At 51.4% G+C, this 12,807-nt stretch carries 13 protein-coding genes and 1 tRNA gene; 11 read left to right on the top strand and 3 right to left on the bottom strand.

Annotated features, from left to right (window positions below; genetic code table 11):
• Positions 1-79: 79 nt before the first annotated feature.
• A complete protein-coding gene (gene ispB / locus ACK8NJ_RS02655) occupies positions 80-1,051 on the bottom strand; it encodes an octaprenyl diphosphate synthase (RefSeq protein ID WP_001047336.1) in 972 nt (323 codons plus the stop codon).
• A gap of 258 nt (positions 1,052-1,309) precedes the next feature.
• Here ispB and rplU point away from each other — a divergent pair, with 258 nt between their 5' ends.
• The 4 genes from rplU (at position 1,310) to cgtA (ending at position 4,179) form a co-directional block, all read left to right on the top strand.
• Positions 1,310-1,621, top strand: a complete 312-nt coding sequence (gene rplU / locus ACK8NJ_RS02660) for a 50S ribosomal protein L21 (protein ID WP_000271401.1) — start codon at positions 1,310-1,312, stop codon at positions 1,619-1,621.
• Between the two features lie 20 nt (positions 1,622-1,641).
• Positions 1,642-1,899 carry a 50S ribosomal protein L27 gene (rpmA, locus tag ACK8NJ_RS02665; protein WP_000940595.1) on the top strand — a complete coding sequence of 86 codons (258 nt, stop codon included), beginning with the start codon at positions 1,642-1,644 and terminating at the stop codon, positions 1,897-1,899.
• A 126-nt stretch (positions 1,900-2,025) separates the two neighbouring features.
• Positions 2,026-2,991: a DMT family transporter gene (locus ACK8NJ_RS02670; RefSeq protein WP_000813030.1), complete on the top strand. Its 966-nt coding sequence runs from the start codon at positions 2,026-2,028 to the stop codon at positions 2,989-2,991.
• Positions 2,992-3,006: 15 nt separating this feature from the next.
• The gene (gene cgtA, locus ACK8NJ_RS02675; RefSeq protein ID WP_000673572.1) at positions 3,007-4,179 is read left to right on the top strand and encodes an Obg family GTPase CgtA; all 1,173 of its coding nucleotides are present in this window, start codon (positions 3,007-3,009) and stop codon (positions 4,177-4,179) included.
• Positions 4,180-4,219: 40 nt separating this feature from the next.
• Here the strand turns inward: cgtA and dacB are convergent, their stop codons facing one another.
• The gene (dacB, locus tag ACK8NJ_RS02680; protein WP_001212633.1) at positions 4,220-5,653 is read right to left on the bottom strand and encodes a serine-type D-Ala-D-Ala carboxypeptidase; all 1,434 of its coding nucleotides are present in this window, start codon (positions 5,651-5,653) and stop codon (positions 4,220-4,222) included.
• A gap of 247 nt (positions 5,654-5,900) precedes the next feature.
• Here dacB and greA point away from each other — a divergent pair, with 247 nt between their 5' ends.
• Entirely contained in the window at positions 5,901-6,377 is a 477-nt protein-coding gene (gene greA, locus ACK8NJ_RS02685; protein ID WP_001148001.1) for a transcription elongation factor GreA, read from the top strand.
• A gap of 155 nt (positions 6,378-6,532) precedes the next feature.
• On the opposite strand, the gene yhbY is transcribed toward greA, so the two are convergent.
• Positions 6,533-6,826 carry a ribosome assembly RNA-binding protein YhbY gene (gene yhbY / locus ACK8NJ_RS02690; protein WP_001054420.1) on the bottom strand — a complete coding sequence of 98 codons (294 nt, stop codon included), beginning with the start codon at positions 6,824-6,826 and terminating at the stop codon, positions 6,533-6,535.
• A gap of 125 nt (positions 6,827-6,951) precedes the next feature.
• On the opposite strand from yhbY, the gene rlmE reads away from it, so the two are divergent.
• The 6 genes from rlmE to ACK8NJ_RS02720 all read left to right on the top strand — a co-directional run bounded on the left by rlmE (position 6,952) and on the right by ACK8NJ_RS02720 (position 12,544).
• A complete protein-coding gene (gene rlmE, locus ACK8NJ_RS02695; protein WP_000145975.1) occupies positions 6,952-7,581 on the top strand; it encodes a 23S rRNA (uridine(2552)-2'-O)-methyltransferase RlmE in 630 nt (209 codons plus the stop codon).
• Between the two features lie 99 nt (positions 7,582-7,680).
• Positions 7,681-9,615 (top strand): ATP-dependent zinc metalloprotease FtsH, encoded by a 1,935-nt coding sequence (gene ftsH, locus ACK8NJ_RS02700; RefSeq protein ID WP_001107467.1) that lies wholly within the window; start codon positions 7,681-7,683, stop codon positions 9,613-9,615.
• An 89-nt stretch (positions 9,616-9,704) separates the two neighbouring features.
• Complete coding sequence (gene folP / locus ACK8NJ_RS02705) at positions 9,705-10,553, top strand: dihydropteroate synthase (protein WP_000764722.1); 849 nt, start codon at positions 9,705-9,707, stop codon at positions 10,551-10,553.
• Complete coding sequence (gene glmM, locus ACK8NJ_RS02710) at positions 10,546-11,883, top strand: phosphoglucosamine mutase (protein WP_000071130.1); 1,338 nt, start codon at positions 10,546-10,548, stop codon at positions 11,881-11,883. Before folP ends, glmM begins: the two co-directional genes overlap by 8 nt.
• Positions 11,884-12,110: 227 nt before the next feature.
• Complete coding sequence (gene secG, locus ACK8NJ_RS02715; protein WP_001316672.1) at positions 12,111-12,443, top strand: preprotein translocase subunit SecG; 333 nt, start codon at positions 12,111-12,113, stop codon at positions 12,441-12,443.
• Between the two features lie 14 nt (positions 12,444-12,457).
• Positions 12,458-12,544 (top strand) — tRNA-Leu (locus ACK8NJ_RS02720).
• Positions 12,545-12,807: the final 263 nt, after the last annotated feature.

Below are 12,807 nucleotides of genomic sequence, written 5' to 3' on the forward strand. Positions count from 1 at the left end.
GGTGTTATAGAGCTGAATAAGTGTTTTTATGGAATTTACTGGAATCATCCCGCGCGCTGCGCGGGATGAGGGGAGGGGATTAACGATCGCGTTGAACAGCGATGTGCGCGAGGCCGATGAGTGCTTCTCGCCACGGGGTGTCCGGGAGCACCTGTAACGCTGCGATGGCTTTGTCTGCTTCTTCCTCGGCACGCTGACGCGTCCATTCAAGAGATCCACAAGCGTTCATTGCTTCCAGAACCGGTTCCAGAAGATGGCGACCGTTACCCTGTTCGATGGCGGTACGAATCATCTGTGCCTGTTCTGGTGTGCCATGATGCATTGCATGCAGCAGCGGAAGCGTCGGTTTACCTTCGTTCAGATCGTCGCCGACGTTTTTACCTAACTGTTCGCCATCGGCATTGTAATCGAGTAAATCGTCGATCAACTGGAAAGCAGTGCCGAGATAGCGCCCATAATCCTGCAGGCCTTTCTCCTCCTCCGGCGTACAGCCAGCCAGAATCCCGGAACACTGCGCGGCAGCCTCAAACAGACGCGCGGTTTTGCTATAGATAACGCGCATGTAGTTTTCTTCAGTGATGTCCGGATCGTTAACGTTCATCAGTTGCAGAACTTCACCTTCTGCGATGACGTTTACGGCTTCTGACATGACTTCCAGCACTTTGAGCGAGCCGAGGCTGGTCATCATCTGGAACGCGCGGGTATAAATAAAATCGCCTACCAGCACGCTGGCGGCATTGCCAAATGCGGCGTTGGCGGTAGCTTTACCCCTGCGCATATCTGATTCATCCACAACGTCGTCGTGCAGCAGAGTCGCCGTGTGGATAAACTCGATCAGGGCAGCAATGGTGACATGCGCATTTCCCTCATAGCCAACAGCTCGTGCAGCCAGTACAGCAATCATCGGACGAATACGTTTACCGCCGCCGCTGACGATGTAATAGCCTAACTGATTGATCAGTTGGACGTCGGAATTAAGCTGCTCAAGGATTGCCGCATTAACACCCGCCATATCTTGCGCGGTTAACTCATTGATTTTTTCTAAATTCATCGCAAAAGCCGGGCTTTTCGCCCCGATTACCTTACTGTGAACAAAGGCAACTTAGGGTTTATGGTTAGGAATATAGGGTGATTGTACTGAAAAAATGGCACAGATAAACGTTACCGTACAAGTTGTGTTTTTTTTCTTCGTGTATTGACTGTAGCACTTGTCAAAGGCGTGCGTTTTGCGTAATATTCGCGCCCTATTGTGAATATTTATAGCGCACTCTGAATCATTGAAAAGGTGTGCGCGGAAGCGGAGTTTTATATGTACGCGGTTTTCCAAAGTGGTGGTAAACAACACCGAGTAAGCGAAGGTCAGACCGTTCGCCTGGAAAAGCTGGACATCGCAACTGGCGAAACTGTTGAGTTCGCTGAAGTGCTGATGATCGCAAACGGTGAAGAAGTCAAAATCGGCGTTCCTTTCGTTGATGGCGGCGTAATCAAAGCTGAAGTTGTTGCTCACGGTCGTGGCGAGAAAGTTAAAATCGTTAAGTTTCGTCGTCGTAAACACTATCGTAAGCAGCAGGGCCATCGTCAGTGGTTCACTGATGTGAAAATTACTGGCATCAGCGCCTAAGACCTGAGGAGAGATTTCAAATGGCACATAAAAAGGCTGGCGGCTCCACACGTAACGGTCGCGATTCAGAAGCTAAACGCCTGGGCGTTAAGCGTTTCGGTGGCGAATCCGTTCTGGCGGGTAGCATCATCGTTCGTCAACGTGGTACCAAATTCCACGCTGGCGCTAACGTAGGTTGCGGTCGTGACCACACTCTGTTTGCTAAAGCAGACGGTAAAGTGAAATTCGAAGTTAAAGGCCCGAAAAACCGTAAATTTATCAGCATCGAAGCTGAATAAGTTTTTCGCGTCCCGGTAACGGATGAAAGCCCCGCAACACGTTGCGGGGCTTTTTACATTCGATAACCGGTAAAAATGCGCATGGTGCGACGTTAATCCGCAAATGCGCTTTGCAGGGAATACGGTATGAAGCAGCAGGCAGGCATTGGCATTCTTTTGGCGCTCACCACAGCAATTTGCTGGGGGGCGTTGCCAATCGCAATGAAGCAGGTGCTGGAGGTGATGGAACCTCCGACAATCGTGTTTTACCGTTTCTTGATGGCGAGTATTGGCCTGGGTGCCATTCTTGCGGTGAAGAAGAGGTTGCCGCCATTACGCGTGTTTCGTAAGCCACGCTGGTTGATTTTGTTGGCAGTGGCGACCGCCGGGTTGTTTGGGAACTTCATCCTGTTCAGCTCATCCTTGCAATACCTGAGTCCGACCGCTTCGCAGGTGATTGGACAACTCTCGCCAGTTGGCATGATGGTTGCCAGCGTATTTATCCTGAAAGAGAAAATGCGCAGCACTCAGGTTGTAGGGGCATTGATGCTCCTGAGCGGCCTGGTGATGTTTTTTAACACTAGTCTGGTCGAGATATTTACAAAGCTCACCGATTACACCTGGGGAGTTATCTTTGGGGTCGGTGCGGCGACGGTTTGGGTGAGTTATGGCGTGGCGCAAAAGGTTTTATTGCGTCGGCTGGCCTCACCGCAGATCCTGTTTTTACTGTACGCTTTATGTACAATTGCGCTCTTCCCTCTGGCAAAGCCTGGAGTGATAGCGCAGCTTAGCCACTGGCAGCTCGCATGTTTAATTTTTTGCGGACTGAATACCTTGGTAGGATATGGCGCCCTGGCGGAAGCGATGGCTCGCTGGCAGGCAGCGCAGGTGAGCGCGATCATCACGCTCACCCCACTGTTTACGCTGTTTTTTTCAGATCTTTTATCACTGGCCTGGCCCGATTTCTTCGCCAGACCGATGTTAAACCTTTTAGGTTATCTCGGTGCGTTTGTCGTGGTTGCGGGCGCGATGTATTCCGCCATTGGTCATCGTATTTGGGGCGGATTACGTAAGCATACAACGGTGGTATCGCAACCCCGCGCAGGCGAATGATTTACGGAGAATAAAATGAAGTTTGTTGATGAAGCATCGATTCTGGTCGTTGCAGGTGATGGCGGTAATGGTTGCGTGAGCTTCCGCCGCGAAAAGTATATTCCGAAAGGCGGCCCGGATGGCGGCGACGGCGGTGACGGCGGTGACGTATGGATGGAAGCCGACGAGAACCTGAACACGCTTATCGATTATCGTTTTGAAAAATCTTTCCGCGCAGAGCGTGGTCAGAATGGCGCAAGCCGCGACTGTACCGGTAAGCGCGGTAAAGACGTGACGATTAAAGTGCCGGTAGGTACGCGTGTAATCGACCAGGGTACCGGTGAAACCATGGGCGATATGACCAAACACGGTCAGCGTCTGCTGGTTGCTAAGGGCGGCTGGCACGGTCTGGGCAATACCCGTTTCAAATCGTCAGTTAACCGTACACCACGGCAGAAAACTAACGGTACGCCGGGCGATAAGCGTGAGCTGCTGCTGGAGCTGATGCTGCTGGCTGACGTCGGTATGTTGGGGATGCCAAACGCGGGTAAATCGACCTTTATTCGTGCGGTATCGGCGGCTAAACCGAAAGTGGCGGATTATCCGTTTACCACTCTGGTGCCAAGTCTGGGTGTGGTACGAATGGACAACGAAAAGAGCTTCGTTGTTGCCGATATTCCAGGACTGATTGAAGGCGCTGCGGAAGGCGCAGGTCTGGGCATTCGCTTCCTGAAGCACCTGGAACGTTGCCGCGTCCTGTTGCACCTCATCGATATCGATCCGATTGACGGCACCGATCCGGTTGAAAACGCGCGTATTATTATCAGCGAGCTGGAAAAATACAGCCAGGATCTGGCGGCGAAACCGCGTTGGTTAGTCTTCAACAAGATCGATCTGCTGGATAAGGTAGAAGCCGAAGAGAAAGCGAAAGCGATCGCTGAAGCGCTGGGCTGGGAAGATAAATATTATCTGATCTCTGCGGCGAGCGGACTGGGCGTGAAAGATCTCTGCTGGGATGTGATGACCTTTATCATTGAAAACCCGGTCGTGCAGGCTGAAGAAGCGAAACAGCCAGAGAAAGTCGAATTCATGTGGGATGATTATCACCGCCAGCAGCTTGAAGAGATTGCTGAAGAGGATGATGAAGACTGGGATGACGATTGGGACGAAGACGACGAAGAAGGCGTTGAGTTCATTTACAAGCGTTAATCAGCAAAACCCCGGCCATGCGCCGGGGTTTCTCTTTAGACTAATTGTTCTGGTAAATATCTTTATACAAACGGCTTTCAAAACGTACCAACGGAATACGGCGATTACGCTGATCCGCCGGTTCTACTGCATAGCCAGAAAGATATTGTACAAATGCCATTCGTTGCCCGCTCGCTGTGGTAATGAATCCCGCCAGGTTATATACCCCCTGCAACGAACCGGTTTTCGCTGAGACTTTGCCATCCACGCCCGCCTGATGCAGACCTGCACGGTACTGCAAAGAGCCGTCATAGCCCGCCAGCGGCAGCATGGAGATAAAGTTAAGTTCATTGTCGTGTTGGGCAATGTATTGCAGCACCTGCATCATGGTGGCGGGGGCAATCAGGTTATGCCGCGAAAGCCCTGAACCATCGGCAATAATGGTATTTCCAATATCGACACCGGCTTGCTGGCGCAGGATCTGACGCACGGCGTCCGACCCGGCCCGCCATGTTCCAGGCACATTGAAGCGCGCATGGCCTATCATGCGGAAAACCGTATCGGCGATCATGTTGTCTGACTTTTTCAGCATAATCTTAAGCAGATCGTGCAGCGGGGCCGACTGTTTACTGGCAACTACCGTTCCAGGTTCGTTAACCTGAGTCTGGCGCAGCAGTGTTCCGCTCCAGGTGATACCCGCCTGTTTTAACTCATCTTTCAGAATTGCCCCGGCATAGCTGGCTCCATCCTGTACGGCAAAAGCCAACGGGAGCGGCTCAGAACGTTGTGGCAGGCATCCCGTCAGCGTAAAGCGGTTCAGGTCGCCTGGTACGACATCCAGTTCGCAGTATTGCGCTTCGGCAGAACCACGGGGGAGGGTGCGTACCTGGCTGAACATCGTAACGGGGTAATAAGATGCCACGCGTATAAAAGCCATATCACCAGGTTTTGGGGCACTGTAGAGCGAGACGGAGAAACAGTTGCGGTCAACTATGGCGGCGGCAGGCGGAGCGCTAAAGCATTGTGTCATGTCATTCCATGGCCAGCCGGGGGCTTTATCGTGGCTGGCGAAAATGGAGGTATCTATAAACACATTGCCATCGATTTGGTTGACGCCAGATTTTTTCAAAGTCGCGACCATATTGCGAATATCCTGACGTCTTAACGTCGGATCGGCACCAAATCGCGCCACTAAGTCACCCTTAAGTACGCCGTTTTCCACATTGCCTTTGGTTTCAAGCGTCGTGGTAAAACGAAAATCGGGGCCGAGTTGAATCAACGCCGCCAGTGCAGTAATCACTTTCTGCGTACTGGCGGGCAGCGCCATCTGCTGACTGTGGTAATCAATAGCGGGGGCCGACGCGCCGACTTTTTGCACCATCAGGGCAAGGTTGGCACCAGCGGGGAGTTGAGTAATGTACTCATCAACATTTGCGGCCTGAACACTGAACGCTATACAGCTGGTCAATCCGATGATAAATCTGGAAAATCGCATAATCTCGCGCTAACAACCTGGAATCGAGCCGTCATACTACGGCGCAACGCCCTATAAAGTAAACGATGACCCTTCGGGAACTTCAGGGTAAAATGACTATCAAAATGTGAATTGTAGCTGACCTGGGACTTGTACCCGGGTCGGTATTTTTTTGCTTCTGGTCCCGGTGAGGAGTTATGCCGGGCAGGCCGAACAGCCGGGGTGGGTGAAGACTTGCCCCATCAGGAATATTCAAGAGGTATAACAAATGCAAGCTATTCCGATGACCTTACGCGGCGCTGAAAAATTACGCGAAGAGCTGGATTTTCTGAAATCTGTGCGCCGTCCTGAAATCATTGCTGCTATCGCGGAAGCGCGTGAGCATGGCGACCTGAAAGAAAACGCCGAATACCACGCAGCTCGTGAACAGCAGGGCTTCTGCGAAGGCCGTATCAAAGACATCGAAGCCAAGCTGTCGAACGCGCAGGTGATTGATGTCACCAAAATGCCCAACAATGGGCGCGTTATTTTTGGTGCTACCGTAACGGTGCTGAATCTCGATTCTGACGAAGAACAGACTTATCGCATCGTTGGCGATGACGAAGCTGACTTTAAACAAAACCTGATTTCTGTAAACTCACCTATTGCTCGTGGCCTGATCGGCAAAGAAGAAGATGATGTTGTGGTCATCAAAACGCCGGGCGGCGAAGTAGAATTTGAAGTAATTAAGGTGGAATACCTGTAAGAATTACCCAATACTCAAGATGTTGATGTATTGTAAAGAAAGGAAAAAGGCCGCTATGCGGCCTTTTATCAACGAACAGAGCGTGGCATTTTGCTCTCCTGCCTGCGGAAAACCCCTCGTTTTACACAGCAAATGTGTGTAACTTTAGGATAATCTTAGCGTGGCAGCGAGATTTTACGTTCTTTAGTTGGGCGATAAAGCACCAGCGTTTTACCGATGACCTGTACATTACAGGCGCCGGTTTCGCGCACGATAGCTTCCACGATCAAGGTTTTAGTTTCGCGATCTTCGGTGGCGATTTTCACCTTGATGAGTTCATGGTGCTCTAACGCTTGTTCAATCTCGGCCAGCACCCCTTCGGTCAAACCATTACTGCCAAGCAGAACAACTGGCTTGAGCGGATGTGCCAGACCTTTCAGGTGCTGTTTTTGTTTAGTACTCAGATTCATCGTATTTTTTGCTTACGTTGGGATTGAAAACGGGTCATTCTACCGCCATCTCCCATATATCACCAAATAGGCGCGTAAAAATTTACGCAATTGGTTACGATGAGTTATCCCAATGGGAAAGTTAAATGACAGGTAAGAAGCGTTCTGCCAGCTCCAGCCGCTGGCTTCAGGAACACTTTAGCGATAAATATGTTCAACAGGCACAGAAAAAGGGGTTACGTTCCCGTGCCTGGTTTAAACTTGATGAAATACAGCAAAGTGACAAACTCTTTAAACCGGGAATGACGGTTGTCGACCTTGGTGCTGCGCCGGGTGGTTGGTCACAATATGTGGTCACCCAAATTGGCGGCAAAGGCCGTATCATCGCTTGCGATCTTTTACCTATGGATCCTATCGTTGGTGTGGACTTTCTTCAGGGCGATTTTCGTGATGAACTGGTGATGAAAGCACTGCTGGAGCGCGTTGGCGACAGCAAAGTCCAGGTTGTCATGTCCGATATGGCACCAAACATGAGCGGAACACCGGCGGTGGATATCCCCCGTGCCATGTATCTGGTGGAACTGGCGCTAGAAATGTGTCGTGATGTATTAGCGCCAGGTGGCAGTTTTGTAGTGAAGGTGTTCCAGGGCGAAGGTTTCGATGAGTATCTAAGGGAAATTCGCTCCCTGTTTACGAAGGTCAAAGTTCGTAAGCCGGACTCTTCTCGTGCACGTTCGCGGGAAGTGTATATTGTAGCGACCGGGCGTAAACCCTAACCGGGAGATTTCAGACGAAAGTTTGAAAGATGCTGGATATAGAGTATCCTGACGCTGTTTTTAACACAGTTGTAATAAGAGGTTAATCCCTTGAGTGACATGGCGAAAAACCTAATACTCTGGCTGGTCATTGCCGTTGTGCTGATGTCAGTATTCCAGAGCTTTGGGCCCAGCGAGTCTAATGGCCGTAAGGTGGATTACTCTACCTTCCTACAAGAGGTCAATAACGACCAGGTTCGTGAAGCGCGTATCAACGGACGTGAAATCAACGTTACCAAGAAAGATAGTAACCGTTATACCACTTACATTCCGGTTCAGGATCCGAAATTACTGGATAACCTGTTGACCAAGAACGTCAAGGTTGTCGGTGAACCGCCTGAAGAACCAAGCCTGCTGGCTTCTATCTTCATCTCCTGGTTCCCGATGCTGTTGCTGATTGGTGTCTGGATCTTCTTCATGCGTCAAATGCAGGGCGGCGGTGGCAAAGGTGCCATGTCGTTTGGTAAGAGCAAAGCGCGCATGCTGACGGAAGATCAGATCAAAACGACCTTTGCTGACGTTGCGGGCTGCGACGAAGCAAAAGAAGAAGTTGCTGAACTGGTTGAGTATCTGCGCGAGCCGAGCCGCTTCCAGAAACTCGGCGGTAAGATCCCGAAAGGCGTCCTGATGGTCGGTCCTCCGGGTACCGGTAAAACGCTGCTGGCGAAAGCGATTGCAGGCGAAGCGAAAGTTCCGTTCTTTACTATCTCCGGTTCTGACTTCGTCGAAATGTTCGTCGGTGTGGGTGCATCCCGTGTTCGTGACATGTTCGAACAGGCGAAGAAAGCGGCACCGTGTATCATCTTTATCGATGAAATCGACGCCGTAGGCCGCCAGCGTGGCGCAGGCCTGGGCGGTGGTCACGATGAACGTGAACAGACTCTGAACCAGATGCTGGTTGAGATGGATGGCTTCGAAGGTAACGAAGGTATCATCGTTATCGCCGCGACTAACCGTCCGGACGTTCTTGACCCGGCGCTGCTGCGTCCTGGCCGTTTCGACCGTCAGGTTGTGGTTGGCTTGCCAGATGTTCGCGGTCGTGAGCAGATCCTGAAAGTTCACATGCGTCGCGTACCATTGGCACCCGATATCGACGCGGCAATCATTGCCCGTGGTACTCCTGGTTTCTCCGGTGCTGACCTGGCGAACCTGGTGAACGAAGCGGCACTGTTCGCTGCTCGTGGCAACAAACGCGTTGTGTCGATGGTTGAGTTCGAGAAAGCGAAAGACAAAATCATGATGGGTGCGGAACGTCGCTCCATGGTGATGACGGAAGCGCAGAAAGAATCGACGGCTTACCACGAAGCGGGTCACGCGATTATCGGTCGCCTGGTGCCGGAACACGATCCGGTGCACAAAGTGACGATTATCCCACGCGGTCGTGCGCTGGGTGTAACTTTCTTCTTGCCTGAGGGCGACGCAATCAGCGCCAGCCGTCAGAAACTGGAAAGCCAGATTTCTACGCTGTACGGTGGTCGTCTGGCAGAAGAGATCATCTACGGGCCGGAACATGTTTCTACCGGTGCGTCCAACGATATTAAAGTTGCGACCAACCTGGCACGTAACATGGTGACTCAGTGGGGCTTCTCTGAGAAATTGGGTCCACTGCTGTACGCGGAAGAAGAAGGTGAAGTGTTCCTCGGCCGTAGCGTAGCGAAAGCGAAACATATGTCTGATGAAACTGCACGTATCATCGACCAGGAAGTGAAAGCACTGATTGAGCGTAACTATAATCGTGCGCGTCAGCTTCTGACCGACAATATGGATATTCTGCATGCGATGAAAGATGCTCTCATGAAATATGAGACTATCGACGCACCGCAGATTGATGACCTGATGGCACGTCGCGATGTACGTCCGCCAGCGGGCTGGGAAGAACCAGGCGCTTCTAACAATTCTGGCGACAATGGTAGTCCAAAGGCTCCTCGTCCGGTTGATGAACCGCGTACGCCGAACCCGGGTAACACCATGTCAGAGCAGTTAGGCGACAAGTAAGTTCCCGCATCAGATGACTGTATTTGTACCGAAAACCCCGGGGCGTGCTCCGGGGTTTTTTCTTATCAATTCATACCAGGGATAACACCATGAAACTCTTTGCCCAGGGCACTTCACTGGACCTTAGCCATCCTCACGTAATGGGGATCCTCAACGTCACGCCTGATTCCTTTTCGGATGGTGGCACGCATAACTCGCTGATAGATGCGGTGAAACATGCGAATCTGATGATCAACGCTGGCGCGACGATCATTGACGTTGGTGGCGAGTCCACGCGCCCAGGAGCGGCGGAAGTTAGCGTTGAAGAAGAGTTGCAACGTGTTATTCCTGTGATTGAGGCAATTGCTCAACGCTTCGAAGTCTGGATCTCGGTCGATACATCCAAACCAGAAGTCATCCGTGAGTCAGCGAAAGTTGGCGCTCACATTATTAACGATATCCGCTCCCTTTCCGAACCAGGGGCTCTGGAGGCAGCTGCAGAAACCGGTTTACCGGTTTGTCTGATGCATATGCAGGGAAATCCAAAGACCATGCAGGAAGCCCCGAAGTATGACGATGTCTTTGCGGAAGTGAATCGCTATTTTATTGAGCAAATAGCACGTTGCGAGCAGGCGGGTATCGCAAAAGAGAAATTGTTGCTCGACCCCGGATTCGGTTTCGGTAAAAATCTCTCCCATAACTATTCATTACTGGCGCGCCTGGCTGAATTTCACCATTTCAACCTGCCGCTGTTGGTGGGTATGTCACGAAAATCGATGATTGGGCAGCTGCTGAACGTGGGGCCGTCCGAGCGTCTGAGCGGTAGTCTGGCTTGTGCGGTCATTGCCGCTATGCAAGGCGCGCATATCATTCGTGTTCATGACGTCAAAGAAACGGTAGAAGCGATGCGGGTGGTGGAAGCCACTCTGTCTGCAAAGGAAAACAAACGCTATGAGTAATCGTAAATATTTCGGTACCGATGGGATTCGTGGTCGTGTAGGGGATGCGCCGATCACCCCTGATTTTGTGCTTAAGCTGGGTTGGGCCGCGGGTAAAGTGCTGGCGCGCCACGGCTCCCGTAAAATCATCATTGGTAAAGACACGCGTATTTCTGGCTATATGCTGGAGTCAGCACTGGAAGCTGGTCTGGCGGCTGCGGGCCTTTCCGCACTCTTCACTGGTCCGATGCCCACACCGGCCGTGGCTTATCTGACGCGTACCTTCCGCGCAGAGGCCGGCATTGTGATTTCTGCATCGCATAACCCGTTCTACGATAACGGCATTAAATTCTTCTCTATCGACGGCACTAAACTGCCGGATGCAGTTGAAGAGGCCATCGAAGCGGAAATGGAAAAAGAGATCAGCTGCGTTGATTCGGCAGAACTGGGTAAAGCCAGCCGTATCGTTGATGCTGCGGGTCGCTATATCGAGTTTTGCAAAGCCACGTTCCCAAACGAACTTAGCCTCAGTGAACTGAAGATTGTGGTGGATTGTGCAAACGGTGCGACTTATCACATCGCGCCGAACGTGCTGCGTGAACTGGGAGCGAACGTTATCGCTATCGGTTGTGAGCCGAACGGTGTAAACATCAATGCCGAAGTGGGGGCTACCGACATTCGCGCGCTACAGGCTCGTGTGCTGGCTGAAAAAGCGGATCTCGGTATTGCCTTTGACGGCGACGGCGATCGCGTGATTATGGTTGACCATGAAGGCAATAAAGTCGATGGCGATCAGATCATGTATATTATCGCGCGTGAAGGTCTTCGTCAGGGCCAGCTGCGTGGTGGCGCTGTGGGGACATTGATGAGCAACATGGGGCTTGAACTGGCGCTGAAGCAGTTAGGTATTCCATTTGCGCGCGCGAAAGTGGGTGACCGCTACGTACTGGAAAAAATGCAGGAGAAAGGCTGGCGTATCGGTGCAGAGAACTCCGGTCATGTGATCCTGCTGGATAAAACCACTACCGGTGACGGTATCGTTGCTGGCTTGCAGGTGCTGGCGGCGATGGCGCGTAACCATATGAGCCTGCACGACCTTTGCAGCGGCATGAAAATGTTCCCGCAAATCCTGGTAAACGTGCGTTACACCGCAGGTAGCGGCGATCCGCTGGAGCATGAATCAGTCAAAGCTGTGACCGCAGAAGTTGAAGCGGCGCTGGGTAGCCGTGGACGTGTGCTGTTGCGTAAATCCGGCACCGAACCGTTAATTCGCGTGATGGTGGAAGGCGAAGACGAAGCGCAGGTGACTGAATTTGCACACCGCATCGCCGATGCAGTAAAAGCCGTTTAAAACGATAAATAACTGGCTAAAAAGGCGGCGATAGTCGCCTTTTTTCTCAGCGAACACATCGATTTTGCTGTTTTTTTCCGCAGTTGATACAATGCAATAAAATTGCCCTTGCGAAGGTCATTCGCTTTGGTTAGTATTCACACCCGCTTCAGTGGGAAAGATTAAAAACTCCCGCTTTATTGGTTGAAGCATTGGTACGCGGCAACTCCGCAAGGAACAGGTTGATTATGTACGAAGCTCTTTTAGTAGTTTTCCTTATTGTGGCAATTGGCCTTGTTGGTCTGATCATGCTGCAGCAAGGTAAAGGCGCTGATATGGGAGCCTCCTTCGGAGCAGGCGCTTCCGCTACGCTGTTTGGTTCAAGTGGTTCTGGTAACTTCATGACCCGCATGACGGCGCTGCTGGCAACGTTATTCTTCATCATCAGTCTGGTGCTGGGTAACATCAATAGCAATAAAACCAATAAAGGTAGCGAATGGGAAAACCTGAGTGCGCCGGCGAACACCGAACAAACTCAGCCAGCTGCTCCGGCTAAGCCGACCAGCGATATCCCGAACTAAAAAGTAGTATCCGTGCCGAGGTGGTGGAATTGGTAGACACGCTACCTTGAGGTGGTAGTGCCCAATAGGGCTTACGGGTTCAAGTCCCGTCCTCGGTACCAAATTCCAGAAAAGAGACGCTGAAAAGCGTCTTTTTTCGTTTTGGTCCTGGTCTGAGGAATGGTTGTCAGGTATCTGTATCTCGTCCAGTTGCTTTACTCGTAGCTGGTACTTTGAAACGATGGTGCCGGTACGCCTTAGTTATAAACTTTTCCCTACTGCTGACATAATTGGCACTTTATTGTGTCAACTCCAGTTCCGGTACGAATACGGATATGTTTACTTCTCGATAAACCATCCTGCTCCTGTCAGTATAACTACTGAT

Origin of the sequence: Escherichia sp. F1 (assembly GCF_046764225.1) — a bacterium.
Taxonomy (GTDB): Bacteria; Pseudomonadota; Gammaproteobacteria; order Enterobacterales; family Enterobacteriaceae; genus Escherichia; species Escherichia coli.

Excerpts from the sequence above, each read along its gene's own strand:
- greA (WP_001148001.1), top strand. The coding sequence starts at position 5,901 with ATGCAAGCTATTCCGATGACCTTACGCGGCGCTGAAAAATTACGCGAA.
- ACK8NJ_RS02670 (WP_000813030.1), top strand. The coding sequence starts at position 2,026 with ATGAAGCAGCAGGCAGGCATTGGCATTCTTTTGGCGCTCACCACAGCA.
- secG (WP_001316672.1), top strand. The coding sequence starts at position 12,111 with ATGTACGAAGCTCTTTTAGTAGTTTTCCTTATTGTGGCAATTGGCCTT.
- yhbY (WP_001054420.1), bottom strand. The coding sequence starts at position 6,826 with ATGAATCTGAGTACTAAACAAAAACAGCACCTGAAAGGTCTGGCACAT.
- ispB (WP_001047336.1), bottom strand. The coding sequence starts at position 1,051 with ATGAATTTAGAAAAAATCAATGAGTTAACCGCGCAAGATATGGCGGGT.
- rpmA (WP_000940595.1), top strand. The coding sequence starts at position 1,642 with ATGGCACATAAAAAGGCTGGCGGCTCCACACGTAACGGTCGCGATTCA.
- glmM (WP_000071130.1), top strand. The coding sequence starts at position 10,546 with ATGAGTAATCGTAAATATTTCGGTACCGATGGGATTCGTGGTCGTGTA.
- folP (WP_000764722.1), top strand. The coding sequence starts at position 9,705 with ATGAAACTCTTTGCCCAGGGCACTTCACTGGACCTTAGCCATCCTCAC.
- cgtA (WP_000673572.1), top strand. The coding sequence starts at position 3,007 with ATGAAGTTTGTTGATGAAGCATCGATTCTGGTCGTTGCAGGTGATGGC.
- rplU (WP_000271401.1), top strand. The coding sequence starts at position 1,310 with ATGTACGCGGTTTTCCAAAGTGGTGGTAAACAACACCGAGTAAGCGAA.
- rlmE (WP_000145975.1), top strand. The coding sequence starts at position 6,952 with ATGACAGGTAAGAAGCGTTCTGCCAGCTCCAGCCGCTGGCTTCAGGAA.
- dacB (WP_001212633.1), bottom strand. The coding sequence starts at position 5,653 with ATGCGATTTTCCAGATTTATCATCGGATTGACCAGCTGTATAGCGTTC.
- ftsH (WP_001107467.1), top strand. The coding sequence starts at position 7,681 with ATGGCGAAAAACCTAATACTCTGGCTGGTCATTGCCGTTGTGCTGATG.